The 25710-nt window shown below is 73.3% G+C and carries 24 protein-coding genes and 1 riboswitch; of the genes, 2 read left to right on the top strand and 22 right to left on the bottom strand.

Going from position 1 to position 25710, the window contains the following annotated elements; genetic code table 11:
• Position 1: 1 nt before the first annotated feature.
• The 7 genes from FQY79_RS02920 to FQY79_RS02950 form a co-directional block, all read right to left on the bottom strand.
• Positions 2–613, bottom strand: coding sequence for a riboflavin synthase (locus FQY79_RS02920; protein WP_146310557.1), 612 nt, complete (start codon positions 611–613; stop codon positions 2–4).
• Positions 614–680: 67 nt separating this feature from the next.
• Positions 681–848, bottom strand: a riboswitch (FMN riboswitch).
• A gap of 41 nt (positions 849–889) precedes the next feature.
• A complete protein-coding gene (locus tag FQY79_RS02925; protein ID WP_246122972.1) occupies positions 890–1906 on the bottom strand; it encodes a Gfo/Idh/MocA family protein in 1017 nt (338 codons plus the stop codon).
• On the bottom strand, positions 1903–2655 hold the full coding sequence (locus FQY79_RS02930) for a class I SAM-dependent methyltransferase (RefSeq protein ID WP_146310561.1): 753 nt from the start codon (positions 2653–2655) through the stop codon (positions 1903–1905). Before FQY79_RS02930 ends, FQY79_RS02925 begins: the two co-directional genes overlap by 4 nt.
• A gap of 8 nt (positions 2656–2663) precedes the next feature.
• The gene (gene ribD / locus FQY79_RS02935) at positions 2664–3737 is read right to left on the bottom strand and encodes a bifunctional diaminohydroxyphosphoribosylaminopyrimidine deaminase/5-amino-6-(5-phosphoribosylamino)uracil reductase RibD (RefSeq protein WP_146310849.1); all 1074 of its coding nucleotides are present in this window, start codon (positions 3735–3737) and stop codon (positions 2664–2666) included.
• A 49-nt stretch (positions 3738–3786) separates the two neighbouring features.
• A complete protein-coding gene (gene nrdR / locus FQY79_RS02940; RefSeq protein ID WP_146310563.1) occupies positions 3787–4320 on the bottom strand; it encodes a transcriptional regulator NrdR in 534 nt (177 codons plus the stop codon).
• Positions 4321–4416: 96 nt separating this feature from the next.
• Positions 4417–5685: a serine hydroxymethyltransferase gene (gene glyA, locus FQY79_RS02945; protein WP_146310565.1), complete on the bottom strand. Its 1269-nt coding sequence runs from the start codon at positions 5683–5685 to the stop codon at positions 4417–4419.
• A gap of 153 nt (positions 5686–5838) precedes the next feature.
• Entirely contained in the window at positions 5839–6291 is a 453-nt protein-coding gene (locus FQY79_RS02950) for an RcnB family protein (protein ID WP_146310567.1), read from the bottom strand.
• Positions 6292–6536: 245 nt separating this feature from the next.
• Here FQY79_RS02950 and ettA point away from each other — a divergent pair, with 245 nt between their 5' ends.
• Together ettA and pyrF are read left to right on the top strand one after the other, a co-directional pair.
• On the top strand, positions 6537–8201 hold the full coding sequence (gene ettA / locus FQY79_RS02955; RefSeq protein ID WP_146310569.1) for an energy-dependent translational throttle protein EttA: 1665 nt from the start codon (positions 6537–6539) through the stop codon (positions 8199–8201).
• A gap of 85 nt (positions 8202–8286) precedes the next feature.
• The gene (pyrF, locus tag FQY79_RS02960) at positions 8287–9117 is read left to right on the top strand and encodes an orotidine-5'-phosphate decarboxylase (RefSeq protein WP_146310571.1); all 831 of its coding nucleotides are present in this window, start codon (positions 8287–8289) and stop codon (positions 9115–9117) included.
• Positions 9118–9225: 108 nt separating this feature from the next.
• Here pyrF and pncB read toward each other — a convergent pair whose 3' ends face one another.
• The 15 genes from pncB to FQY79_RS03035 all read right to left on the bottom strand — a co-directional run bounded on the left by pncB (position 9226) and on the right by FQY79_RS03035 (position 25554).
• On the bottom strand, positions 9226–10410 hold the full coding sequence (gene pncB, locus FQY79_RS02965) for a nicotinate phosphoribosyltransferase (RefSeq protein WP_146310573.1): 1185 nt from the start codon (positions 10408–10410) through the stop codon (positions 9226–9228).
• A gap of 58 nt (positions 10411–10468) precedes the next feature.
• Entirely contained in the window at positions 10469–11311 is an 843-nt protein-coding gene (locus FQY79_RS02970) for a glycosyltransferase family 2 protein (protein ID WP_146310575.1), read from the bottom strand.
• Positions 11308–12186 carry a glycosyltransferase gene (locus FQY79_RS02975; RefSeq protein ID WP_146310578.1) on the bottom strand — a complete coding sequence of 293 codons (879 nt, stop codon included), beginning with the start codon at positions 12184–12186 and terminating at the stop codon, positions 11308–11310. The genes FQY79_RS02970 and FQY79_RS02975 overlap by 4 nt, the downstream gene beginning before the upstream one ends.
• Before the next feature lie 24 nt (positions 12187–12210).
• Positions 12211–14397, bottom strand: coding sequence for a type II secretion system secretin GspD (gene gspD, locus FQY79_RS02980; RefSeq protein WP_146310580.1), 2187 nt, complete (start codon positions 14395–14397; stop codon positions 12211–12213).
• A 9-nt stretch (positions 14398–14406) separates the two neighbouring features.
• Entirely contained in the window at positions 14407–15207 is an 801-nt protein-coding gene (locus FQY79_RS02985) for a hypothetical protein (protein WP_146310582.1), read from the bottom strand.
• Positions 15197–15817 (bottom strand): type II secretion system protein GspM, encoded by a 621-nt coding sequence (gene gspM, locus FQY79_RS02990; RefSeq protein WP_146310584.1) that lies wholly within the window; start codon positions 15815–15817, stop codon positions 15197–15199. Before gspM ends, FQY79_RS02985 begins: the two co-directional genes overlap by 11 nt.
• Positions 15798–16979 carry a PilN domain-containing protein gene (locus FQY79_RS02995; protein ID WP_146310587.1) on the bottom strand — a complete coding sequence of 394 codons (1182 nt, stop codon included), beginning with the start codon at positions 16977–16979 and terminating at the stop codon, positions 15798–15800. Before FQY79_RS02995 ends, gspM begins: the two co-directional genes overlap by 20 nt.
• Positions 16976–17773 carry a type II secretion system minor pseudopilin gene (locus FQY79_RS03000; RefSeq protein ID WP_146310851.1) on the bottom strand — a complete coding sequence of 266 codons (798 nt, stop codon included), beginning with the start codon at positions 17771–17773 and terminating at the stop codon, positions 16976–16978. The genes FQY79_RS02995 and FQY79_RS03000 overlap by 4 nt, the downstream gene beginning before the upstream one ends.
• Before the next feature lie 56 nt (positions 17774–17829).
• Complete coding sequence (locus FQY79_RS03005; RefSeq protein WP_146310589.1) at positions 17830–18516, bottom strand: prepilin-type N-terminal cleavage/methylation domain-containing protein; 687 nt, start codon at positions 18514–18516, stop codon at positions 17830–17832.
• A complete protein-coding gene (xpsI, locus tag FQY79_RS03010; protein WP_146310591.1) occupies positions 18513–18983 on the bottom strand; it encodes a type II secretion system protein XpsI in 471 nt (156 codons plus the stop codon). Before xpsI ends, FQY79_RS03005 begins: the two co-directional genes overlap by 4 nt.
• Before the next feature lie 62 nt (positions 18984–19045).
• The gene (xpsH, locus tag FQY79_RS03015) at positions 19046–19561 is read right to left on the bottom strand and encodes a type II secretion system protein XpsH (protein WP_146310593.1); all 516 of its coding nucleotides are present in this window, start codon (positions 19559–19561) and stop codon (positions 19046–19048) included.
• A gap of 112 nt (positions 19562–19673) precedes the next feature.
• Positions 19674–20138 (bottom strand): type II secretion system major pseudopilin GspG, encoded by a 465-nt coding sequence (gene gspG, locus FQY79_RS03020; protein ID WP_425463173.1) that lies wholly within the window; start codon positions 20136–20138, stop codon positions 19674–19676.
• A gap of 200 nt (positions 20139–20338) precedes the next feature.
• On the bottom strand, positions 20339–21556 hold the full coding sequence (gene xpsF / locus FQY79_RS03025; protein WP_146310597.1) for a type II secretion system protein XpsF: 1218 nt from the start codon (positions 21554–21556) through the stop codon (positions 20339–20341).
• A 50-nt stretch (positions 21557–21606) separates the two neighbouring features.
• Positions 21607–23334, bottom strand: coding sequence for a type II secretion system ATPase GspE (gene gspE / locus FQY79_RS03030; protein WP_425463174.1), 1728 nt, complete (start codon positions 23332–23334; stop codon positions 21607–21609).
• A 291-nt stretch (positions 23335–23625) separates the two neighbouring features.
• A complete protein-coding gene (locus FQY79_RS03035; RefSeq protein WP_146310601.1) occupies positions 23626–25554 on the bottom strand; it encodes a S8 family serine peptidase in 1929 nt (642 codons plus the stop codon).
• Between the last annotated feature and the right edge of the window lie 156 nt (positions 25555–25710).

Raw genomic sequence — 25710 nt, forward strand, 5'->3', positions numbered from 1 at the left:
CTCAGCGCCCTCCCGCCGGCGTGCCGGCCTCGAGCAGGCGTTCGACGTAGCGTGCCAGCAGGTCCACTTCCAGGTTCACCGGATCGCCGGGGGCGGTGCCGGAGAACGCGGTGTGGGCGACGGTGTGCGGCACGAGCGCCACTTCGAAGCCGTCGGCGTCGACCGCGTTGACGGTGAGGCTGACGCCATCGACGCAGATCGAACCCTTGCGCGCGATGTACCGCATCAGCGCCGCCGGCGCGGTGAAGCGCCAGCGCTGGGCGCGGCCGTCGTCGGCGACCGAGGCCACCCGCCCCACCCCGTCGACATGGCCGCTGACCAGGTGCCCGCCGAGCCGGTCGCCGGGGCGCATCGCGCGCTCGAGGTTGAGCGCGCGCCCCGGCGCCAGCGCGCCGAGCGTGGTCAGGGACAGGGTTTCGTTGGAGGCGTCGGCCTCGAAATGCGCGTCGTCGAACGCGACCACGGTCAGGCACACGCCGTTGACCGCGATGCTCTCGCCCAGCGCCACGCCGTCGAACGGCAGGCTGCCGGCCGCGATCCGCAGCCGCGCGTCGCCACCGCGCGCCTCGCGCGAGACCAGCGTGCCGACACCCTCGATGAGACCTGTGAACATGACCGTTTCCCGCTATGCGGGAAACGCCCGCGGGAGCGAGCGAACGCTCGGCCCACGGGGCCGCGCGACGCGTCTTCTTTCATCCGGACTGTGACCGTCGGCTCCGGGATTGGACCGGATCTGCTGACCCCGGACGGCGATGCCGGCCGGGCGCTCGCGGGCTCGCGCGCGCGATCCGCCGGGTCGCGCCACGCCTACCGCCGGTGGGGACTTCCACCCCGCCCCGAAGACGTTTCCATCGTTGGTGGCCGCCACGCGGGCGGCCGTGGCGCCATTCTAGCCCAGCGGCCCCGCGGCCCGCGTCGAGGCGCCGGACGCAGCGTTGCGGAAGCGGGCCAGGATCGCGTCGATCACCGCCGTGGTGCGCGCCGCCGTCTCGCCGGTGGACGGGCAGTCGCCGCGGCCCTGCAGCGCGGCGACCACGGTCTCGACCAGCGGCTGCTGGATGTGCGGCGGGTTGGGGATGCTCCAGCTCTGCCGGCGGCCGCCAGCCTCGAGCACCACCGGCGCCTCGTCGAAGGTGGCGAACGACAGCCGGCCGCGGCTGCCCTCGATCTCGACCACGTCGCGGCGGGCATCGCTGCAGAAGCACCAGTCGCCGCTGCCCTCGATGCCGCCGGGAAACATGAAGCGGGCCTCGACCGTGTCCTCGGCGGGATAGGCGCCGGATGCCGAGCGCGCCTCGCCCGAGGCCTCGACCACCGGGCCGAGCAGGAAATCGAGCAGGTCCAGGGTGTGGCTGCCCAGGTCCACGAACAGCCCGCCGCCGGACAGCTCCGGGCGCACCCGCCACGGCAGCGCCGCGGAATCGGCATAGCGCGGGTCCAAGGTCCGGTGCAGCTGCACCCGGACCCGGCGCGGTTGGCCGATCGCGCCTTCGGCCACCAGCTCGCGCACTTTCAGGAAGCGCGGCAGTGCGCGCCGGTAGTAGGCGACGAACAGCGGCTGCCCGGCGTCGCGACTGGCGTCGAGCATGGCCGTGCATTCGCCGGCGTCCAGCGCCATCGGTTTCTCGACGTACACCGGCTTGCCTGCGCGCAGCGCGCGGATCGCCAGCGGAGCATGGCTCGAAGGCGGGCTCGCGACGTACACCGCGTCCACCTCCGGGTCGGCGATCAGCGCATCGGCATCGGCGTACCAGCGCGGCACGCCGTGGCGGCGCGCGTAGTCCTCGGCCCTGCCGGCGTCGCGGCGCATCACCGCGACCAGCGCCGAGCCCGGTGCACGCTGCAGCGCCGGCCCGCTCTTGACCTCGGTGACCGCGCCGCAGCCGAGGATCCCCCAGCGGATCAAGGCTTCCTCCGCGCGAACACGTACAGCGGCCAGCGCAGGCGCCGGGTGCTCGCCGGATCGCCCCAGGCCCGGGCGATGGCGTCCGCGTGCGCGGCCACCGGATCGACGCCCGTGGCTTCACGATGGCGGCGCGTGGCCGAATAGCTCGCGAAGTACGCCAGCATCCGCGCCAGCGGCCAGTCCGCCTCGAGCGTGAACGCCGGCGGATCGACCGGCACGAACGGCCAGTCGAAGCCGGCGTACGCCGCGCCGACCAGCGCCCGCTCCTGCGGCCAGTACGGGCGGATCGCGTCGCTGAAGGCGCCCACCGCCTCGCGCAGCTCCGGCGGTACCGCCAGGCCATCGTAGGTCCAGGCCACCAGCACCCCGCCCGGCCGCAGCACGCGCGCGCACTCGTCGAAATAGCGCGGCAGGTCGAACCAGTGCAGGGCCTGGCCGACGCAGGCGACGTCGGCGCTGGCAGCGCCGAGGCTGCACCGTTCGGCCGGTTCGACCGCGAAGCGCGCGTTGGCCGGCCCGCGGGCATGGGCGAGCTGTTCCGCGCTGGCGTCGGTCGCGTGCACGCGCTCGAAGCGCGCGGCGAGGCTGCGCGTGGCCTGGCCGCTGCCGCAGCCCGCTTCCCAGGCCAGCCGGCGCGACGGCGCGACCGCGGCGATCCAGTCGAACAGCGCGTCCGGGTAGCCCGGCCGCGCGCCGGCGTAGGCCGCGGCGACCGCGGAAAAGTGGTCCTTGAACCCCGGGCCGGGCATCGCCGCCGTCAGGCCGTGGCCCCTGCCCGCGGCCGCAGCCGCAGCCGCAGGTCGTCGCCGATGCGCAGGGTCTCGAGGATCTCCAGCTGGAGCCGCTGCGCCATCTCGGTGAAGCCCAGGCCGCCGAACAGCGGCCGCGCGGTGTCGCCCAGCAGCACCGGGGCCACGTACAGCAGCAGCTCGTCCACCAGCCCGGCCTTGAGCAGGGCGCCGGCCAGGGTCGCACCGGCCTCGACGTGGACCTCGTTGATCCCGCGCCCGGCCAGCAGGGCCAGCACCGCCGGCAGGTCGAACACGCCGGCGCGCACCGGCACCGGGGCGCGGTCGGCGGTGAGTTCGCGCGGCGGCTTGGCGTCGGGCGCGTGCAGGTACAGGGTCGGCGCATCGCCCTCGCGCACCTTGCCGCGGGCGACGGTGGCCAGGCCCGGGTCCAGCACCACCCGCAGCGGCGGCACGAATTCGCGCGGCGTGGCGAAGCGCACGGTGAGCGAAGGGTCGTCGGCCAGCACCGTGCCGGCGCCGGTGAGGATCGCGCCGGCGCGGGCGCGCCAGTGCATCACGTCCGCGCGCGCGGCCTCGCCGGTGATCCACTTCGAGTCGCCGCTGGCCATCGCGGTGCGGCCGTCGAGGCTGCAGGCCAGCTTGACCCGCACCCACGGCCGGCCGCGGACGACGCGCGAAACGAAGCCGACGTTGAGCGCGCGCGCCTGCGCCTCCATCAGCCCCACCTCGACCGCGATCCCGACCGCGCGCAGGCGGTCGAAGCCGCTGCCGTCGACCTGCGGGAACGGATCGCGCATCGCCGCGACCACCCGTGCCACGCCCGCGGCGACCAGCGCGTCGGCACAGGGCCCGGTGCGGCCGGTGTGGGCGCAGGGTTCGAGGGTGACGTAGGCGGTGGCGCCGCGGGCGCGATCGCCGGCCGCCTGCAGCGCCAGCACTTCCGCGTGCGGTTCGCCCTGGCGGCGGTGCCAGCCCTCGCCCACCACCTCGTCGCCGTGCGCCAGCACGCAGCCGACCATCGGGTTGGGCCGGGTGGTGTAGGCGCCCCGCTCGGCCAGGCGCAGGGCCCGGGCCATCATCGCGTGGTCGGTGGCGGAGAACGCGCTCACGCCCGCGAGGCCCCGCGCATCAGCGCTTCTTGCCCTTGCCCGAGGCCTTGTCGAACGGCACCACGTCGCCGCCCAGCAGCGGCAGCTGGCCCTCGCCGGGCAGCTCGCGTTCGAGCCGGTCGAGTTCCTCGCGGAAATCGGTGATGTCCTCGAACGAGCGGTACACCGAGGCGAAGCGCACGAAGCCGACGTGATCGAGCTTGCGCAGCTCGGCGATCACGAACTCGCCGACCCGGCGCGAGGGCACCTCGCGCTCGGTGGTCATGCGCAGCTGGTGCACCACCGCGCGCACCGCGGCCTCGATCTGCTCTTCGGAGACCGGGCGCTTGTGCAGCGCGCGGTCCATGCTGATGCGCAGCTTGCGGGCGTCAAACGGCTCGCGCCGGCCGTCGCCCTTGATGATCACCGGCAGCTTGAGTTCGATGGTCTCGAGCGTGCTGAAGCGCTCGCCGCAGGCCTCGCATTCGCGCCGGCGCCGGATCGTCGCGCCGTCCTCGGACGCGCGCGAGTCGATGACCTTGGTGTCCTGGTGCTGGCAGAAGGGACAGTGCATCGGGCGGCGCTCCAGGCGGCTGGACGCTAGCGCTGGCGGGCGGTCGCGGGCGGACGCCGACCGGCCCGGGGCAGCGCCATCGCGAGCGGCCGCGGTTCAGCCATAGACCGGGAACTTCCGGCACTGCGCCGTCACCGCCTCGCGCACGCGGGCGAGGACGGCCTCGTCCTCCGGCGCGTCGAGCACGTCGCAGATCCAGTGGGCCAGCTCGATGCAGTCCTGCTCGCCGTAGCCGCGGGTGGTCACCGCCGGGGTGCCGATGCGCAGGCCCGACGTCACGAAGGGCTTCTGCGGATCGTTCGGCACCGCGTTCTTGTTGACCGTGATGTGCGCCTTGCCCAGCGCTTCCTCGGCCGCCTTGCCGGTGATCGGCTTGCCGATCATGTCCACCAGCATCAGGTGGTTGTCGGTGCCGCCGGAGACGATCTTGTAGCCGCGGGCGATGATCGTCCCGGCCATCGCCTGGGCGTTCTTCACCACCTGCTGCTGGTAGGCCTTGAATTCCGGCTCCAGCGCCTCCTTGAAGGCCACCGCCTTGGCCGCGATCACGTGCATCAGCGGCCCGCCCTGGATCCCGGGGAAGACGATCGACTGCAGCTTCTTGGTGATCGCGTCGAACTCCTCACCCGCGCCCTCGCGGCTGGCGACGATGATGCCGCCGCGCGGGCCGCGCAGGGTCTTGTGGGTGGTGGAGGTGACCACGTGCGCGTGGGGCACCGGGTTCGGGTACACCCCCGCCGCCACCAGCCCCGCGACGTGGGCCATGTCCACGAACAGCACCGCGCCGACCTTGTCGGCGATCGCGCGGAAGCGCGCCCAGTCGATCCTGCGCGAGTAGGCCGAGAATCCGGCCACCACCATCTTCGGCTTGTGCTCGAGCGCCAGCTTCTCGACGTCGTCGTAGTCGATCAGGCCATCGTCGTCGACACCGTACTGGACGGCGTTGAACAGCTTCCCGGAGGCGTTGACCTTGGCGCCGTGGGTCAGGTGCCCGCCATGCGCCAGCGACATGCCCAGGATGGTGTCGCCCGGCTGCAGCAGCGCGAAATAGACCGCCTGGTTGGCCTGCGACCCCGAATGCGGCTGGACGTTGACGTAGTCGGCGCCGAACAGCTGCCTGGCGCGATCGATCGCCAGCTGCTCGGCGACGTCCACGTGCTCGCAGCCGCCGTAGTAGCGCTTGCCGGGATAGCCTTCGGCGTACTTGTTGGTCAGCTGGCTGCCCTGGGCCTCCATCACCCGCGGGCTGGCGTAGTTCTCGCTGGCGATCAGCTCGACGTGGTCCTCCTGGCGGCGCGCTTCGTCGGCGATGGCCTTGGCCAGTTCGGGGTCGTAGCCTTCGATGCGGGCGTCGCGGGGAAACATCGGATCTCCGGGAAAATGGGCGGGCAGGCGTGGATTGTACCTGCCCCGCCCGGCCGCCGGCCCGGGGACGGGGGCCGGAACGGCGGAAGGCGCGCCCCGGGGCGCGCCTTCCGGACCGGTCGATGGCCGGGGCCAGCGGCCCCGGGCGGCTCCTCAGCGCAGGATCATGTCCACGATCAGCCCGGTGGCGATGGCGACCAGGAGCATATCGCCGTAGTCGTCGCGCACCCAGCGGTAGCCGTGCGGCGGATGGCGCAGGCCGTAGCCGTGGTAGTCGTGGATCACGTACACCGGGCGGTGGTAGTGATGGACATAGCCGCCGCGGGCCCAGCGCGGCGGGCCGACGTGGCGCGGCGGCGCATGGTAGTGGTGGACCACCGGGCGGTGGTGCACTACGCGCACGGGGGCGCGGTGGTGGCGGTCGTGGCGCCGGTGGTCGCGACGGTCGTACCGGGCCTGGCGGTGGTCGCGGCGGTCGTGCCGCAGTTCGCGCCGGTCGTGGTCGCGATACCCGTGGCCGCGCCCGCGGCCGTCGGCCACGGCAGGGGCGGCCATCGTCGCCATGGCCACGGCAAGCACGGTCGCCCAGGTGAACTTCAGGTTCATGGTGTGGTCTCCAGGTCCCGGCCATCCCCCACCGGACGGCCTGTCCCGACTATCGGCCGCGGCGGCTGAATCGATCCTCCCTGCAAGCGTTTGCGGCCGCGTCGTCGTCACGCGCGTTTAACCACCGCTCAGGCTGGGGGACGCCCCTCCGCGACCGGCTATAATTGCGCGATCCCGAGCCACCCTGCCGGTCCGCGCGGCCCGCCGCGCGGGTTCCGGCCGCGCGCAATTCCCGGAGTCCTTCCATGTCGTCGCAGTACATCTACACCATGAACCGGGTGTCCAAGGTGGTCCCGCCCAAGCGGCAGATCATCAAGGACATCTCGCTGAGCTTCTTCCCCGGCGCCAAGATCGGCCTGCTGGGCCTCAACGGCGCCGGCAAGTCCACGGTGCTGCGGATCATGGCCGGCGTGGACACCGACTTCGAGGGCGAGGCGCGGCCGCAGCCGGGCATCAAGATCGGCTACCTGCCGCAGGAACCCCAGCTCGATCCCGGGCAGACCGTGCGCGAGGCGGTCGAGGAAGGCGTGGGCGAGATCCTGCAGGCGCAGAAGCGCCTCGACGAGGTCTACGCCGCCTACGCCGAGGAAGGCGCGGACTTCGATGCCCTGGCCAAGGAGCAGGAGCGGCTGGAGGCGATCCTGGCCTCGGGCGACGCCCACACCCTGGAGCAGCAGCTGGAAGTGGCGGCCGACGCGCTGCGCCTGCCGCCCTGGGACGCGAAGATCGGCAACCTCTCCGGCGGCGAGAAGCGCCGCGTGGCGCTGTGCCGCCTGCTGCTGCAGAAGCCGGACATGCTGCTGCTCGACGAGCCGACCAACCACCTCGACGCCGAGTCGGTGGAGTGGCTGGAGCAGTTCCTGCAGCGCTACCCGGGCACCGTGGTCGCGGTGACCCACGACCGCTACTTCCTCGACAACGCCGCCGAGTGGATCCTCGAGCTCGACCGCGGCCGCGGCATCCCGTGGAAGGGCAACTACACCGAGTGGCTGCAGCAGAAGGAAGAGCGGCTCAAGCAGGAGGAGAACCAGGAGAAGGCGCGCCAGAAGGCGATCGCCAAGGAGCTGGAGTGGGCCCGGCAGAACGCCAAGGGCGGCCGTTCCAAGGGCAAGGCCCGCCTGGCCCGCCTGGAGGAGCTGCAGTCGGTCGAGTACCAGAAGCGCAACGAGACCAACGAGATCTTCATTCCGCCGGGCGAGCGCCTGGGCAACAACGTCATCGAGTTCCGCAACGTCTCCAAGCGCTTCGGTGACCGCCTGCTGATCGACGACCTGAGCTTCATCGTGCCGCCGGGCGCGATCGTCGGCATCATCGGCCCCAACGGCGCCGGCAAGTCGACCCTGTTCAAGATGATCACCGGGCAGGAGAAGCCGGACTCGGGCGAGATCATCATCGGGCCGACCGTGAAGCTGGCCTACGTGGACCAGAGCCGCGACGCGCTGGACGGCGACAAGACGGTGTTCGAGGAGGTCTCGGGCGGCCTGGACATCCTCGACATCAACGGGATCGAGATCCAGTCGCGCGCCTACCTCGGTCGCTTCAACTTCAAGGGCCCGGACCAGCAGAAGCGCGTGGGCTCGCTGTCGGGCGGCGAACGCGGGCGCCTGCACATGGCCAAGACCCTGCTCCAGGGCGGCAACGTGCTGCTGCTCGACGAGCCCTCCAACGACCTGGACGTGGAAACCCTGCGCGCGCTCGAGGACGCGTTGCTGGAATTCCCGGGCAACGCGTTCGTGATCTCGCACGACCGCTGGTTCCTGGACCGCATCGCCACCCACATCCTGGCCTTCGAGGGCGACTCGCACGTGGAGTTCTTCCAGGGCAACTACCGCGAGTACGAGGAAGACAAGAAGCGCCGCCTGGGCGATGACGCCGGCCCGAAGCGTCTGCGCTTCAAGGCGCTGAAGTAACGGCCGCAACCGCCCGCGCCGCGGACGGGCGCGGGCGCGCGGCCCGGTCCGGGCGTGGCATCCGACTCGACACCGGGGAGAGCGCATGACCTTCATCGACAAGCTCCGCGCCCGCTGGCGCGACGCCGACAGCCTGCTGTGCGTGGGCCTGGACCCCGATCCGGCGCGGTTCCCCGACCGCTTCGCCGGCGACGGTTACGCGGACACGGCCGAGGCGCTGTTCGCGTTCTGCCGCGACATCGCCGACGCCACCGCCCGCTACGCCTGCGCGTTCAAGCCGCAGATCGCCTACTTCGCCGCCCACAACGGCGGCGAGGCCGCGCTGCAGCGGCTCATCGCCCACCTCAACGCCGCGCATCCGGACATCCCGGTGATCCTCGACGCCAAGCGCGGCGACATCGGCAGCACCGCCGCGCAGTACGCCATCGAGGCCTTCGACCGCTTCGGCGCCGACGCGGTCACGCTCAATCCGTACATGGGCCGCGATTCCGCCGCGCCCTTCCTGCAGCGCAACGACCGCGGCTGCATCTTCCTGTGCCACACGTCCAACCCCGGCGCGCGCGACTTCCAGGAGCTCGAGGTCGGTGGCGCGCCGCTGTACCAGCACGTGGCGCGCGCGATCGCGACCGGATGGAACGTCGACGGCAACTGCGCCCTGGTGGTCGGCGCCACCTTCCCCGGAGAACTCAAGGTGATCCGCGGGATCGTCGGCGACATGCCGCTGCTGATCCCGGGCGTCGGTGCCCAGGGCGGCGACGTCGAGGCGGTGGTGCGCAACGGGGCGACCGCCGACGGCACCGGGCTGATGATCAATTCCTCGCGCGGGATCCTCTACGCCTCCACCGGCGAGGACTATGCCGAGGCGGCGGCCGGGGCCGCGCGGCAGCTGCGCGACGAGATCAACCGTTACCGCTGAGCGGCGTCGGCATCGTGCGAGCGGCTTCGGCCGCGGCAGCGGACCCCGGAGCGGCGCGATTCCCGGAACGGCGGTCGCGGCTGAAGCCGATCCTGCAGGGGATTCGGGTCACCCGGGTTGCGGGACGCCGAACACCTGACGCAGGTAGGCCAGGTACCCGGGATCGTCGCACATGGTCTTGCCGGGGCTGTCGCTGAGCTTGGCCACCGGCTGGCCGTTGCAGCGGACCATCTTCATCACGATGCTCAGCGGCTTCGGGCCCAGGTCGTTGGTCAGGTTGGTGCCGACCCCGAACGACATCAGGCAACGCCCCTTGAAGTGGGCGTACAGGCGCATGACCTCCTCGATGTCCAGGCCATCGCTGAACACGAAGATCTTGGTGCGCGGGTCCACCTTGTTCGCGGCCAGGTGCGCGATCAGCCGCTCGCCCCACTCCACCGGGTCGCCGGAGTCGTGGCGCATGCCGTCGAACAGCTTGCAGAAGTACATGTCGAAGTCGCGCACGAACGCGTCCAGGCCGATCACGTCGGTCAGCGCGATGCCGAGATCGCCGCGGTACTCGCGGGCCCAGCCCTCGAACGCGGCCACCTGCGAATCGCGCAGCCGCGGCCCCAGCGCCTGGTAGGCCTGCAGCCATTCGTGCGCCATCGTGCCCTGCGCGACCAGGCCGTGGCGGCGCGCCAGATCGACATTGCTGGTGCCGGCGAACTTCTCCCCCAGCCCCTGCACCAGGCGCGGGATCAGGCGGTCGTGCCAGGCGCGCGAATAGCGCCGGCGGGTGCCGAAGTCGGTGATCCGGCAGTCCTCGTAGCCGACCGCGTCATTGATCCGCGCCAGCTTGGCCTCGAGCCGGCGCAGGCCCTCGGCCTCGTCGGGCGCGCCGTGGGTGTCGCGGAAGTAGACCTCGTTGACGATCGCCAGCAGCGGCACCTCGAACAGGATCGTGTGCAGCCACGGCCCCTTGACCTCGAGCTCGATCGCGCCGGGCTCGGCGTCGGAGCGGCGCAGCGAGACGTACTTGCGCTGCAGCCGGAACAGGGCGAGGAAGTCGACGAAGTCGGACTTGATGAAACGCAGCCCGCGCAGGTAGTCCAGTTCCTCTTCGGCCAGCCGCAGCGTGCACAGGTGGTCGATCTCGTCGGCGATCGCGTCGATGTGCCGCGCCAGGTCGACCCCGGGGGTGCGGCAACGGAAGCGGTACTCGGCGTGCGCGGCCGGATGCTGGTGCAGCACCGCCTGCATCATCGTGAACTTGTACAGGTCGGTATCGAGCAGGGACTGGATCACGGGCATGGGAGAACTCCATCGATTTGCCGGGGCGGCGCCACGCCGGCGTAGCGCCGTGCCGCGCTCACGTCCGCCACTGCCGCAGCGCGGCGAAGGGAAAGCGCAGCCAGATCGCGCACCACACCGCCACGCGCGCCGGCCAGGGCGCGCGCGTCGCGTCGAACCGGCGGAAGTACCGCCACAGGCCGCGGTGCTTGTGCCATTCCACGAACAGCGGACGCGCGCGGCTGGACACGCCGCGCAGGTGCAGCACCCGGACGTCGTTGGCCACCGCCACCACCGCGCCGGCGGCGCGCGCGCGGCGGCACAGGTCCAGGTCCTCGGCGTGCAGGCGGTAGCCCTCGTCGAAGCCGCCGATGCGCTCGAACAGGCGCCGCGGCAGCAGCATCAGCGCACCGGAGACCGCATCGACCGGCTGCAGCGTGCACGACGGATCGGGCGGCACCGCCACGTCGCGTGCGGCCCGGTCGCGCAGCATGGCGGCAAAGTCGGGATCACGGCGGCGCGCGGCGGCGTCGCGGCGGCCGTGTTCGTCCACCAGGTCCGCGCCGAGCAGGCAGTCGCCATCGTACGCGCGGGCATGGGCCAGCAGGCGCGCCAGCGCGTCGGGTTCGAGCAGGCAATCGGGATTGACGAAGGCCAGCCACTCGGCGTCGCTGGCGCGCGCGCCCTGGTTGCAGGCGACCGAGAAACCGGGGTTGTCCGGATTGCCGATGAAGCGCAGGCGCGGATCCAGCGAGGCCTGGCGCTGGACCACTTCGAGGGTGCCGTCGGTCGAGCCGTTGTCCACCACCCGCACCTGCACCACCGCCGTGCAGGCCAGTAGCCGCGCCAGGCAGTCGGCGATGGTGGCTTCGCTCTGGTGGCTGACCACGATCGCGGCGATGCCGGGAGCCGCGGCGCTCATGCTGCGCCCCCGGGCGCGCCGGCATCGCCGCCATGGCCGTCGGCCGGGAACAGTTCCTGCTGCCGCTGCGGCCCGTCGACCTCCGCTTCCAGCCGGGCCAGCCGCTCGCGCAGCGGGCGCAGCGGATCCTCGATCAGGAACGCCGCCAGCCGCGCGTGCCAGGCCGGCCAGCGTGCGGCCAGTGCGTCCATGTCGCCCTCGCCCGCCCCGCCCTCGCCGCCACGGGCGACGAAGGCGGTCTCGCACAGGACGTTGCGCCAGCCCAGGCCCGACAGCCGCAGCGACAGGTCGATCAGCGCCGCGTACCAGGACCGGTAGCTGGCCGCATCCAGGCCGCCGGCCTTGCGCCGGGCGCTTCCGCGCAGCATCACCGCATGCGCCACCGCGGCCGGCAGCTCGGGGTGCAGCGGCGGCATCGCGGCGCAGGCGCGGGCCAGCCGCGCCGGTTCGGCGGGCATCGGCGAGATCTCGCCGATCCGCAGCCACGCCGCAGCCTCGCCGGCGTTGCACCAGGGAGTGGCGCTGGCGATCGAGGCGTCACGCGCAAAGCAGGCCGCCAGCTGCACCGCCCAGCCGGGCGCGGGGACCGCGTCGGGCGCGAGCACCACCACGTCGGCGTCGCCGCAGGCGGCGAGCATCTCGTCCAGGTGCGCGACCTCGCCCACCGGGCGCTCGCGCCGGGTGTAGTCGGCGCGCAGCGGCGTCGCCGCGAGCCAGCGTTCGATGATGGCCAGGCCGCGTGGCCCCGCCTGGGCGTCGTCCGCGAGCCATACCGCGGTGCCCGCCGGGGTGGCGGCGTCGAGCGCGGCGAGGCAGGCGTCGAGCGCGGCGTCGTCCACGCCCACCGGCAACAGCACCACCGGCAACTCAGCCATGCGCACGCCCGCCTGCGGCCACGGTCAGTCCCGCGCCTGGTGCAGCGGCTCCATCGCGCGGAACCGGCGGCTGTACTCGTCGGTCAGGTTCCGCGCCTCGTTGTTGTTGCGCACGATGCGCGCGGTGATCAGGACGATGGTCTCGCTGCGCGAGGATTCGTTCCGCTGGCTGCCGAACAGCGCGCCCAGCACCGGGATCCGGCTCAGGCCGGGAATGCCGCTGCTGCCGCGCTCGACGCCGTCGCTGATCAGTCCGGCGAGCATGACCGTGTCGCCGTCCTGCGCCGCGGCCTCGGTCTTGAGCCGGCGGGTGGAGATGATGAAGTTGCCGTTGTTGTCCGGCTGCCCGGTCGGCGCGCTGATCTCCTGCACGATGTCGAGGAAGATCGTGCCGTCCTGGGTCACCCGCGGGCGCACCTTGAGGATGGTGCCGGTCTCCAGGTACTGCACCGAGGTGAGGCTGTTGTCGCTGCCCAGGATCGGGTTGACCGAGACCGTGGAGACCGGGATCCGGTCGCCGACGTTGAACTCGGCCTCGGCGTTGTTGCGCACGAACACCGACGGGGTCGAGAGCAATCGCACGTCCGAGACCCGGTCCAGGGCGCTGATGATCGCCGCCGCGTCGTTCTTGAACAGCGTCCAGGACGCGCCGCTGCCGCCGCTGACGCTGCCGCCGTAGGTGCTCCAGCTGCGCGGCAGGGACGGATTCACCGCCAGGTCCAGGCCCGGCAGCCCGGGCACGCCGGACGCGCCGTTCTCGATGAACCACTGCACGCCGTAGGACAGCTCGCCGGTGAGCTGCACCTGCGCCACCTGGGCCTCGATGTGGACCTGCAGCGGCATCACGTCCAGGCGTTCGATCACGTCGCGGATCGACTTCCACGCGGTGGGCGTGGTGCGCACCAGCAGGGCGTTGGTTTCGTCCAGGGCCGAGACGCCCACGCGGTCGCCCTCGACCTCCAGGGTGACGGCGCTGGCGCCGCCGCGGTCCTGGCCGAGCGACATCGAGCCGCCGCCGAAGCCGCCGCCGGTCGACGGCCCCATCGTGTCCATGGGCTCGACATCGCGCCCGGTGTCGCCCGGATCCACGCCGCTGCCGATGGTCGCCGGGGTGGTGCCCGGCATCAGCGACGGACCACCGCCGTCGCCGCCGGCGCGCCGGCTGCCGCCTCCGAACACCTCCGCCAGTCGCTCGGCGAGGTCGCGGGCGCGGATGTACTTGAGTTCGTACGAGTACAGGCGCATCCCCGCGCCGGCGCTGTCGATGCGGTCCAGCCATTCCCGGATGTCGTCCAGGTACTCGGCCTGGGGCGTGATCACCAGCACCGCGTTCGCGCCCTCCAGCGGCATGAAGCGGAACATGCCCGCGACCGGGGTCTTGCTCTGCTCGCCGAACACCTTCTCCAGGTCGGCCGCCACCCGCGTGGCCTTGCCGCCCTGCAGCGGGAACACGCCCACCGACATGCCCGAGAGCCAGTCCACGTCGAAGATCTCGATCGTGCGCAGGTAGTTCTCCAGCTCCACCCGCGAACCCGCGACCGTGATCGTGTTGCGCCCGTTGTCCACCGCGACGATCGCGTCGGGGCGTGCATACGGCTCGAGCACCTTCTCCATCTCGCTGGCCGAGATGTAGCGCAGCGGCACCACCCGCACCTCGAAGCCGCGCGCGGCGGCGGCGCTGCCGGCGCGCGGCGCCACGGCGCCGGAGGCCAGCGCGGAGTCGGCCGGCACGATCTGGTACATGCCGCCGCTGTAGACCATGCGCGCGTTGTTGTCGGCCAGCGCGCGCTCGAGCAGCACGTAGGCCTGCGCCGGGCTCACCGTGCGCGGCGTGGCCAGGGTGACCGTGCCCTGCACGCCCGGGGCGATGGTGTAGTTCTGGCCGAGCATGTCGCCGAGGATGGCCTTGACCACCGCGTGCAGCGGCTCGCCCTCGAAGTTGAACGAGGCCTCGCCGGTGCTGCCGCCCAGGTTGGGCGGCGGCGCGGCCGCGGTGTGCTGGTCGATCACCCGGCCGGTGCCGCGCCGGATCTGGGCGCGCGGGCCGGCCGCCTCCTCGTCCGGCAGCGCGACCGTGTCCACGCCGGCATCCGGGCCGGCGGGGCGTTGCGGTGATCGCGACAGCGTCGGCGGCGGCATCGAGGCGCAGGCGGCGAGCAGCGCGGCCAGCAGGGCCACGATCGCGGTACGGCAGGGGCTTGGCAGGGTCATCGGCACAGTCTATGGGTTGGGCGGGTCCGCGCGCGGCGGGCGCGGCGGGGACATGCCATCGGCCCGCAGCCGGGCGCGACGCTCCTCGATCCGGCGCCGGATCATCTCCACCTGCTCCTGCGCCTCCTGCTGGCGGACGCCGCCGGGGGCCGAGTCCTCCAGCGCGGCGGCCGCCTCGGCGGCCGGGTCCGGGGCCTGGCCGTCCGCGCCCGGCCCCCCGGACGGGTCGGCGCCAGGCCCGGCGGCCGGCGACTGCGCGGGGCCGGCGGCGGCATCGCGCGGGATGAACGAGGTCGGCGCTTCGCCGCCCACCCCGTCGAACACCCGCAGCTCCAGGCTGCGCTCGCCTTCGGGACCGGCGAACACCGCGCGCCGGGCTTCCACCGATTGCAGCACCCAGCCCGGGGCGCCCTCGGGCGAATGCCCGCGGCGCACGCGCACCGGGTCGCCGCCGTCGACCGGCTGCAGGATCACCAGCTGCACCTGCGGCGTGCGCAGCACGCTGGTGAGGACGTAATCGAAACCGCCGCCTGCGCCCGGCTCCGCCGTCGGGTCGATCACGAACGGCTGCGGGCGCCGGTCCTCGGTGAACAGCGGGCGTGCCGCCACGTCCGCGTACTGCGGCAGCGGCCCGAGGCGCTCGGGCGCGGGCGCCACCGGCGTCGGCAGCGGTTGCGCCAGCGCCGGATCCTCCTCCAGCCGGTCGATGCTGCCGCCCATGCCAAACAGCGCCAGGACCCACGCGCACAGCGCCCAGCCGGCGAGCGCGGCGTACAGCCAGGTGCGCGCACCCGCGTCCTCAGCGCGCACCGCCCACCCCCGCCGCGGGCGCCGGCTGCAGGTAGCCCGACAGGTCGAAGCTCGCGTCCACCCCTCCCCCGCCTCCGCCCCCCGGCTGGCTGCTGAACTGGTAGCGCTGGGCGAGGATGTTGAGGTTGTCGACGAACAGGCGCGGCGAGCCGCTTTCGAGCGAATGCAGCACCGCGGCCAGCTCGGCGTTGCCGCAGGTCAGGCGCACCTGCACGGTGGCGCGCGGGAAGCGTTCCTGGCGCGCGTCGTTGATCGGCTGGCGATGGCTGATCGCGCAGCTGCGGTTGCCGGGGCTGGCCTGCGCCACCGCCTGCTCGAGCCGCTGCACCAGGGCCGAGGTGGCCAGCTGCAGGTTGGCCTCGGCCATGAAGCCCGGCGTGCGCGCCGCGGCCTCGCGCGCGGCCTCGAGCCGGCGCGCGACCTCCGGCGCCTGCGCCAGTTCCATGCGCGCGCGCAGGTCGCGCTCGCGCAGCGCCTCGATCCGGGCGGTGGTCGCGCGCATCGGCACCGTCCACCACGGATGCACCAGCACCAGGTAGGCGAGCGCGAGCACGCCGGCGAGGATCGCCAGCGCCAGCCAGCGTTCGCGCCTACCGGGCTGCGGCGGCATCGCCTGCCTCCCCCGCGGCCGCCCCGGCGGGCGCCGTGGCCACGGTCGCGGTCAGGGTGAAGCGGTCCATCCGGCTGCGCGGATCGGGCTGCAGCGCGCCGGCCAGCGCCGGCGAGGTCCACAGCGGCGACCCCTGGAGCTGGCCCACCAGCGCGGACGCTTCGCGGCTGAGGCCGATCAGCAGGATCCGGTCGCCTTCGATCGAGAGCTTCTCCAGGTAGGTGCCGTCGGGCAGCCGCCGCGCCAGCTCGTCCATCAGTTCGACCATGGTCGGGGTGCCCGCGCGCGCGGACTGCAGGAACGCGCCGCCCTCGACCAGGTCGAGCAGCCGGCGCTTCTCCAGCGAGGCCGCGCGCGCCTGGCGCACGGTCTGTTCGACCTGCCGTTCGAACTCGTCGGCGGCGGCCCGGCGGTTGGCCAGCATCTGCCACATGGCCGCGGCCAGGGCCAGGGCCGCGACCAGCAGCAGCACCGCGTTGCGGCCGCGCCAAGGATCCTCGCGGCGGTGGCGGCGCGCGTCGCCCATCAGGTTGATCCCCAGCGGCCGGCCGGCCGCGTCGGCGGCATCGACGCCCGCCAGGGTCGGCGCGAGCGGGCCGAGCGCGGCGAGCGCGGCCTCGAGCGTGGTCCGTGGCACCACCGCCAGTTCCACCTCGATCCGGTCGTCGCCACGATTGCCGAGCACGCGCGCGTCGTAATGCACCTCGTCGGCGGCGAACGGGGTCTGGCGGTCGATCTCGAACCCCAGCACCTCGCGCAGCCGTTCGCCGGCGGCGGCGGGCAGGACCAGCCGCCGGCGCAGGACCACGTCGGCCGGCAGCAGCAGCCAGCGTGGCACCTCGAGCGCACGCGGCGCGAGCAGCATCGCGAACGGGTCGCCCCCGCCGTCGCCCAGTCCGGCCAGCGGGACGTCGGCCAGCACGCCGGCTTCGTCGCCACGCCACAGCGCCAGCTCCAGGTCGCGCTCGCGCACGCGCAGCAGCAGCCGCTGCGGCGTCAGGCCGATCAGGTCGCGGGTGCCGGGCGGCAGCCACGCGGCCAGCGCGTTGCCCCACCAGGACAGAAAGCGCCGCAGGCGCGGCCGCAGCGAGCCTTCGACGCGGCGCAGCCCGGCGCGCAGGCCTCCCGAGGCCGCATCGGATTGTTCGACCACGGCGCTCATCGCGGCAACGCGCCTTCCTCCCATTTCAAGATGGTGAACGCCGACCCCGGTATTCCGCTGGGCCCGAGCCGGACCACGGCGCGCAGGGCGGCTTCGCGCCCGTCCCCGAGCCTCGCCTGGCTCTCGATACTATACGTGCCGCTGCCGGCGCCCACGAAGCTCGGCTCCCCCGGCCGCGGCGGGCGTTCACGCTCGGCCAGCACCGGCCCGGGATCGACGCCGATGGCCTGCAGTACGGGCGCGGCGGCGAAACGGGCGTCGGGGATCGGCAGGCCGCCGTGCACGGTCAGGTGCGCGGCCAGGCGCTCGAACAGCGCCGGGGTCATGCCCAGCACCTGTTCGACCTCGGCCACGGTTTCGAACGGCGCGTCCTTCGCCCCCCAGGGCAGGCCGGCCGCCGCGTATTGCGGATCCTCGGCGCCGCCCACGGCCTGCAGCAGGTCGTCGGCGTCACGCCAGTCGGCGATCGCCGCGGCCACCGCGTCGGCTTCGGCGCGGTCCGCGCCCAGCACCTGCATCAGCGCCGAGAGCGCGGCCGGCTCGGCGGCGTTGAGGTCGAACTTGCCCGACTCGTCGATGATCCGGACCTCCACGACGGCGCCCCCGAATCGCCATGGGTAGGGGCGGCCGTCGGGCAGCCACTGCAGCCGCGGGTCCGGGTGCGAGATCCGGGTGATGGCGTATTCCAACCCCGCGCGCGCGGCCTGCCCGGCCACCAGCGACCCGTCGAGTGTGCGCGCCTGCAGGCGCTCGACCTGCGCGGTCATCGCGAACGCGCCGATCAGTGCGGCCATCAGCGCCACCAGCCACAGCACCAGCACCAGGGCGGCGCCTTGCGCGCGTACCCGGCTCACGGCAGCGCCCCGCCGCGCTGCGGCAGGCTCACCAGCAGCGGCGGCCAGGCGCCGCCGCTGCGGCTGGACAGTTCCACCGAGACCTGCAGCGGAAGCGCGTCGACCCGGTCCCAGCGGTCGCTCCAGTCGCCGAGCCGGCCGTCCTCGTCGAGTCCGCGGTAGCGCAGTCGCACGCCGGTCAGGTCCGGCACCAGCACGTCCGGCGGCCGCGCATCGCGCGCCTCGACCGTGCGGCCGGCCAGCACCATGGAAAACGAGACCGCCAGCACCGGCTCCGCCCCGTCGTCGAGCACCGCGATGTCGTGCAGGTGCGGCCCCCCGCGCCCGAGGTAGTCGGGCAGGTCGGCGACGAAGCGGATCCGGTCGGGCTCGCCGACGAAGCGGACCAGGCGCCCGGTCTCCGGATCGGTGGCGAATGCGATCGGCGCCGCCGAGGCGAGCCGGCGGCGGAGGAACCCATCCACCGCGCGCATGCGCTCGGTGCGCTGCGCGATCCGCTCGCCGCGTTCGACCGAGGCGGTAGCCGCGCGCAGGGTGGCGAACCCCAGCGCCAGGCCCGCCGCCAGCAGGCTGGTGGCGACCAGGATCTCGAGCAGGGTGAAGCCCCGCTGCGAGGGCCGCGGCGTCGCGGCGGGAGCGACGCCCCCGCCACGGCCGCCCGCGATCCACCCGTGCGTCCTCATCCGGCCACCCCGGCCGGATCGGGCTGCACCAGCCGCAGGGTTTCCAGCCGCAGGCGCTCGCGCGGGCCGCCCTCGCCCCACTGCACCTGCAGGCGCAGGTGCATCAGCCGCGGGCCGTAGGGGTCGACCGGTGCATCCGGGTCGTGGACCGGATCGGCATAGGGTTCGACCTCCAGCACCCAGCGGTAGCGGCCGGCGTCGAACCCGCCCTCGCGGCGGCCCGGTTCCAGCGGCTCGCCCACGCCAACCACGTCCAGCAACGAGCGCGCGTGCAGCGCCGCGCGGGCGCTGTCGGCCGACCCGCGCACCTGGCGCAGGCCGCCGGACAGGGTGCCCAGCAGCAGCACCAGCGCCAGCCCGAGCACGGCAAAGGCGATGATGATCTCGAGCAGGGTGTAGCCGCGCTCGCGCGTGCCTGCCCCGCCAGCCGCGGCGGGTGGAGGACGGCCGCCGCGGCAGCGCGCCATGCGTCCCAGCGTCACCAGGCAGCACGCCTGCCGTGCGCCGGCACGGGCGTCGCGCCGCCGGCTCACCGCCCGCCCTCGCCGCGCTGCAGCGTCACCTCGCCAGTGAGCCAGGCCACGTCCACGTTCCAGGCCGCGTCGCGCAGGCTCAGCTGCAGCCGCCCGCCGGTCGAGGCGCCGTCGCCGAAGAACACGATCGCGCCCACACCCTCGCGCGGCTGCACCTCGCGCGCGCCGGTGAAGCGGACATCCAGCGTGTCGGGCAATGTCCCGCCGCGGCCGTTCGCGCCCTGCCAGGTGCGCGACGCCGGGTCGATGGCGAACCGCTGCGGGACCCCGGTGGCGATGGCATGGGCGCGCGCGAAGCGCAGCTGCGCCGCCATCTCCTTCGCGCCCGAGCGCAGCGCCATGCGGTCGAAGCCGCCGCTGAGCACGCCGGCGGCGAGCAGCCCGGTGGCCGCGATCAGCGCCATCACCAGCAGCAGCTCCAGCAGCGAAAACCCGCGCGGGGCGCCCCGCGGTGCAGGCGTCCCGGTGTCGCGGACGCGCCCGGCCCCGGTTGGACGCCCGCTGGCGACCATCCGGCCGGGCAGGCGGACGCCTCGGTCCGGCGGCCGCGTCACCGCCCTGGCGCCGTTGGCGTGTTCAGCATGCGGACCGGCCCGCACGGCTCGCCGTCCCGATCGTTCGCCATCACTCGTAGCGGATATCCGCGTCGACGCTGGTGCCGCCCGGCTTGCGGTCGGCGCCATAGCTGACGATGTCGAACGGCCGGCCGTCGCCCGGGACCCGATACTCGAAGGGCGTGTTCCACGGATCGCGCAGTTCGGACGGCCGGGCATACGGCCCGAGCCAGCCGACCGCGCCGCCGGGCTCGACCACCAGTTGTTCCAGCGTGGCCGGCAGCGAGCCGGTGTCCATCTCGAACTGCTGCACCTTCTCGGCCAGCGTCTGCACCTGGGCTTCGGCCAGCCGCACCCGCGCGCGATCGCCGCCGCCCAGGATGCGGGTGGCGGCGAAGGCGACGATGCCGCCGATCAGCACCACCACGAGGATGATCTCGATCAGCGAGAATCCGCGCTGGCCGGCCCCCGCCGCGCTCGCGGACAGGCGCTTGCCCGGACCGGTCGCATCGGGCCGTCCGTCCCCCGGTGCCACCGCCCCGGCGCGGCCGAGCGCGCCGTCGACACGGACCCCGGCGCTCCGCGCGCCCGACTTGCCGCCGCTTCGTACCTGTACCCGCAGTCCAGCCATGTCCGTCTCCTCGAAAGCAAATCCGCGACCTGCCCCGGCGCATGCCTGGCCGGGCGCGCGCCCGCGGCGCAACGCGGGAACGACCCAGGACGCCTGCCGCCGCCCTATCCGATCACGCTGGTCAGATCATAGATCGGCACCAGCACCGCCACGATCACTACCATCACCACCGCCGCCAGCACCAGGGTCACCGCCGGCACCAGGGCGGCGAGCATCCGGTCCAGCGCCTGGCCGGTCTCGTGTTCGAAGGTGTCGGCGGTCTTGAGCAGCATCGCATCCAGCGCGCCCGATTCCTCGCCCACCTGCACCATCTGCAGCGCCAGCCGCGGGAAGCGCTTGCCCTTGCCCAGCGCGGTCGACAGGCCGAGGCCGTTCTTCACGTCCTCCGCGGCGGCTTCGACATCCGCCGCGAGCACCCGGTTCCCGATCACGCTGCGGCCGATGCCCAGCGCCGTGATCAGCGGCACGCCGTTGCGCAGGAGGGTGCCCAGGGTGCGCGCCAGGCGCGCGGTCTCCACCCGCGCGGCCAGACTGCCCACCAGCTTGCGGCGCAGCAGCCAGCCGTCGAAGCGGGTGCGGAAGACGGGATCGCGCAGGCGCCGGTCGAACCACCACAGCGCCAGCGCGGGCACCACCAGCAGCACGATCCACCAGTCGCGCACGAACAGGCCGATCGCCAGCACGATCTTCGTGAACAGCGGCAGCGGCGCGTCGAGGCTCTCGTACATGGCGGCGAACTGCGGCACCACGTAGCCAAGCAGGAACATCAGCGACAGCGCCACCATCACCACCAGGATCGCCGGATAGATCAGCGCGTTGACCACCCGGCCGCGCAGCAGGCGGCTGCGCTCGAGGTAGTCGGCCAGGCGCTGCAGGGTCTGCTCGAGGCTGCCGCCGGCCTCGCCCGCGCGGACCATGTTGATGTAGAGCCGAGAGAAGGTGTCGTGCTGGCGTTCGAGCGCGGTCGAGAGCGAGGCGCCGCCGCGCACCGCGTCGCGCACCTCGGCGATGGTGCGGCGGGCCGCCGGTTCCTCGGGCAGCTCCAGCAGGATCGTCAGCGCGCGGTCCAGCGGCTGGCCGGCGCCGAGCAGGGTCGCCAGCTGCTGGGTGAACTGGACCAGGCGCGCGCCCGCGAACGGCCGCGGCCGCCACAGCGACTTCCATGCCGCCGCGCCGCCGCCCTCGCCCGCCGGACGCGCTTCCACCGGCAGGTGGCCTTGCTCCTGGAGGCGCTGCGCGACCTCGCGCTCGTCCACCGCCTCCATCCGGCCTTCGAGCAACTCGCCGCGCGCGTTGAGCGCCTTGTAGTGGTACAGGGGCATGGCGTTCGGCTACCGCTGCTGCCCGCCTGCGCCCATCCGCGACGTCGCGGTCATGCGTCCTCCGTCACCCGCAGGACTTCCTCGATCGTGGTCACCCCGGCCAGGGCCTTGGCGATGCCGTCCTCGTACATGGTGCGCATGCCGTGCCGGCGCGCGATCTGCTCGATCTCGCCCATGCCCGCGTGGCGCATGACCGCGCGCCGCAGGTCGTCGTCCATGACCAGGAACTCCAGGATCGTGGTGCGGCCGAGGTAGCCGGTGGGCGCGATCGCCGACCCGCGCGGGCGGTACAGGAAGATCTCGCCCTCGGGCTGGAAGCGGCGCAGGCCGAACTTCTCGATCTCCTCGGGCGAGGCCGGGTAGCGCTCGGCGTGGGTCGGCTCGAGCCGGCGCACCAGGCGCTGGGCGAGGATGCCGTTGACGGTCGAGGTGAGCAGGTAGTCCTCCACCCCCATGTCGAGCATGCGGGTGATGCCGCCGGCGGCGTTGTTGGTGTGCAGGGTGCTCAGCACCAGGTGGCCGGTGAGCGCGGACTGGATCGCGATGCGCGCGGTCTCCAGGTCGCGCATCTCGCCGATCATGATGATGTCCGGATCCTGGCGCACGATCGAGCGCAGCGCGTTGGCAAAGTCGAGCCCGATCTGCGGCCGCACCTGGATCTGGTTGATGCCCTCGATCTGGTACTCGACCGGGTCCTCGACGGTGATGATCTTGACGTCGGGCGTATTGAGCTTCGACAGCGCGGTGTAGAGCGTCGTGGTCTTGCCCGATCCGGTCGGGCCGGTGACCAGCAGGATCCCGTGCGGCTGTTCGAGCACGCGCTGGAAGCCGGGCAGCAGGTCGTCGGTGAAGCCGAGGCGGTGGAAGTCGAACACCACCGTCTCGCGGTCGAGCAGGCGCATCACCACGCTCTCGCCGTGGGCGGTAGGCACGGTGCTCACGCGCAGGTCGAGTTCCTTGCCCTGGACGCGCAGCATGATCCGGCCGTCCTGCGGCAGGCGGCGTTCGGCGATGTTGAGCCGGGCCATGATCTTGACCCGGCTGATCACCGCGGCGGTGAGGTTGGCCGGCGGGCTCTCGCCCTCCTCGAGCACGCCGTCGATGCGGTAGCGGACCTTGAGCCGGTTCTCGAACGGCTCGATGTGGATGTCGGACGCACGCAGCTCGACCGCGCGCTGGATGACCAGGTTCACCAGGCGGATGACCGGCGCCTCGGAGGCGAGGTCGCGCAGGTGCTCGACGTCGTCGATGTCACCGCCGCCCTCGCCGTCGGCGGTCTCGACGATCGCGCCCATCGCGCTGCGGCCCTGGCCGTGCCAGCGCTCGATCAGGTCGTCGATCTCCGAGCGCAGGCCGACCAGCGGGCGCGGCTCGCGGCCGGTGGCCAGGCGCACCGCGTCCAGCGCATAGCCGTCGTGCGGGTCGGCCATCAGCAGGTCGAGGCCACCGTCGCGCTCGGCGACCGGGCACAGATGGAACTGCCGGAGGAAGCGCACGCTCAGCGGCGCGGTCCCGGGCAGCAGCTCGGGCGGTTCGGCCGGCAGGTCCTTGGCCGAGACCAGCGGCAGGTCCAGCGCCCGGGCGCAGGCCTCGGCGTGGTCGCGCTCGGACACCAGCCCCAGCCGCGACAGCAACTGCAGGATCGGCCCGCCCGTCTCCTCCTGCAGGCGGCGCGCCCGCGCGAGATCGACGTCCTTGAGCTGTTGCCTGGACAGCAGCGCGGCGAGGATGCGGTCTTCCGCCGTCCGTACCTCGGGCGCGGCGACCGGGTCGGGAATCGCGTTCACGGCAGGGCGTTCCGTCGGGGGCCTCGACTTTAACAGTTTGCCCCGCGGCGCTGGCCGCCCGCCTGCCGCGCGGTGAACGGCCGAGGGGACGCGACGCACACGCCACCACGTGCCGCCGCTACGCCGCGACGCGCCGACGGGCCGGGCCCCGCCGCGGCGCCCGCGCCCGGCCTTCCACGGCGCGCCCGGGCCGCACCCGCGGGCCCGGGCGCCCGGGCCCGCATGCGCCGGACAAAAAGAGCCCCGGGCGGGCCGGGGCTCCAAGTGCACCACGTGGGGAGATCAGTTGTGGCGTGCGACCAGGCGCACGTTGCTGTAGGCGCGCACGCCGACCAGCTTGATGTAGTAGGTGCCGGCCTGCGGCGCGTTCACGCGCACCGTCTCGTTGTTGCCGGGCCGCGCCGAGCGGTACTGGGCGTCGGCCTCGGTCGGCTCCTCGCCCAGGCTCACCAGCAGCGTGACGTCGCCGCTGCCGCCGCTGGTGGTGATGCTCAGCGGTCCCGCGCCCGCCGGGACGTGGATGCTGTACAGCACCTCGCTGCCGGCGGCACCACTCAGCCCCGACAGCGCCACGCCGTTGCCGATCGGCGTGGCGTCGGGATCGCAGTCCACCTCGCACGGCGGCTCGATCGCCTTGGCCACCGCCGCGGCGGCATTGACGATGCCCGGCCCGATCGGCTGCGAAGCCCCCGGCGCGACCGTGAACGCGGTGACGGTGGACTGCAGGATGGCCGTCACCTCTTCCGGAGTGAGCAGCGGCAGGCCCGCGTCCAGCCGCGCCCCCTGCATCAGCGCCACGACGCCCGCCACGTGCGGCGCCGCCTGCGAGGTGCCCGCGGATCCGCCGTAGGCGGTCACCGGGTTGATCTCCTCGAGCGGCGTGGGCGTGGTGAGGCTGGGGTTGCGCGCCTGCCAGACGAAGCCGTCGTAGATCTGTGCGCCGCCGGAACCGTCGTTGGCGTACACCCCGCCGCCCGGGGCGGAAATGGTGATGCCGGCGCCGAAGTTGGAGTAGTACGCACGCCGGCTGGTGACGCCGTTGGCGGCCACGGCGATCACGCCGGGGCAGTTGGCGGGTGAGGCGTTGGACACGTTCATCGATTCGTTGCCGGCGGCGACCACGACCACCGCGCCCAGCGCGTTGGCCTGCGCGATCGCCGCGGCCTCGCCCGCCGAGCACGGGCCTTCGCCGCCCAGGCTGAGGTTGATCACGTGCGCCGGGTTGGGGTTGGCCGGCACGCCCTCGACCGTGCCGCCGGCGGCCCAGATGATGGCGTCGGTGATGTCGCTCTCGTACCCGCCGCAGTGCCCGAGCACCCGGACCGGCAGGATCCGCGCGTTGTAGGCGACGCCGGCCATGCCCACGGCGTTGTCGGTGAGCTGGGCGCCCGCGGTGCCGGCGACATGGGTGCCGTGCCAGGAGCTGTTGCGCTGGCGGCAGCCTTCCGCACCGGGATAGCCGATCGTCCAGTCGCCGAGGTCCCAGCCGCCGGGCACGCGGTCGTCGGTGTCGCGGCCGGACACGAACGCATCGGTAATGAAATCGTAGCCGGCCTCGGCGAGCGAAGTGTCGATGTCCGGGTGCTCGGTGATGCCGGTGTCGAGCACCGCGATGGTGATGCCGTTGCCGTCGGCCAGGTCCCAAGCCGCGGACACGTTCGCGCCGCCGCGGTTGGGGCCGCCGTCGTAGGTGGGCGAGCCGTCGGGCGCCAGCATGTGCCACTGGTATTCGAGGAAGTCCGGATCGTTGGGTATGTACGCGGGTTGCACGCCCGGCAGCCGCTCGGCGGTGCGGGCGATGTGGCGCATCCGGTCGGGTCGCACCGACACCACGTTCGGATCGGCGCGGATCTGGCGCAGCAGGGCCTCGGCCTCGACCCGGTCGAGGCGGCGCGAGAGCTTCACCAGGTGCTCGCCGGTGGCCAGCTTGCGCACGTGGCTGGCGCTGGCCGGCCGGGCGCCGGCCAGGCCTGCGCGCGACAGGGCACGGGTCACGCCGGCGGCCGCCGCGCTGCGGTCGGTGGCCTCGCGCGTCCCGTCGCGATACTCGACCACGAAGCGGTGGAACGCGGCCTGGCCGGCGGGCTGCGCCGACAGCACCGGCGGGGTGGCGGCGAACTTGGCCTTCTTGGCGGCGTTTGCGCCGGTGGCGCCGATCGCCGCGATCAGGGCAAGGGCCAGGGTGCAGGGGAAGATGTTGCGCTTCTTCATGAATATCCCTCTCTGGGTCGTGGATCCATCGCACATGGGCGGCGCGACCGGGTTGGACGCCCCGCGATTGCCGTCTGCTCTCGTCCGTACCGGATTCCGCGGGAGACGGATGCGCCATGGCGCCCCGCGGGAACCCCGAATCCCGCGGCGGCGGGC

The organism is Luteimonas wenzhouensis, from assembly GCF_007859305.1.
GTDB classification, from domain to species: domain Bacteria; phylum Pseudomonadota; class Gammaproteobacteria; order Xanthomonadales; family Xanthomonadaceae; genus Luteimonas; species Luteimonas wenzhouensis.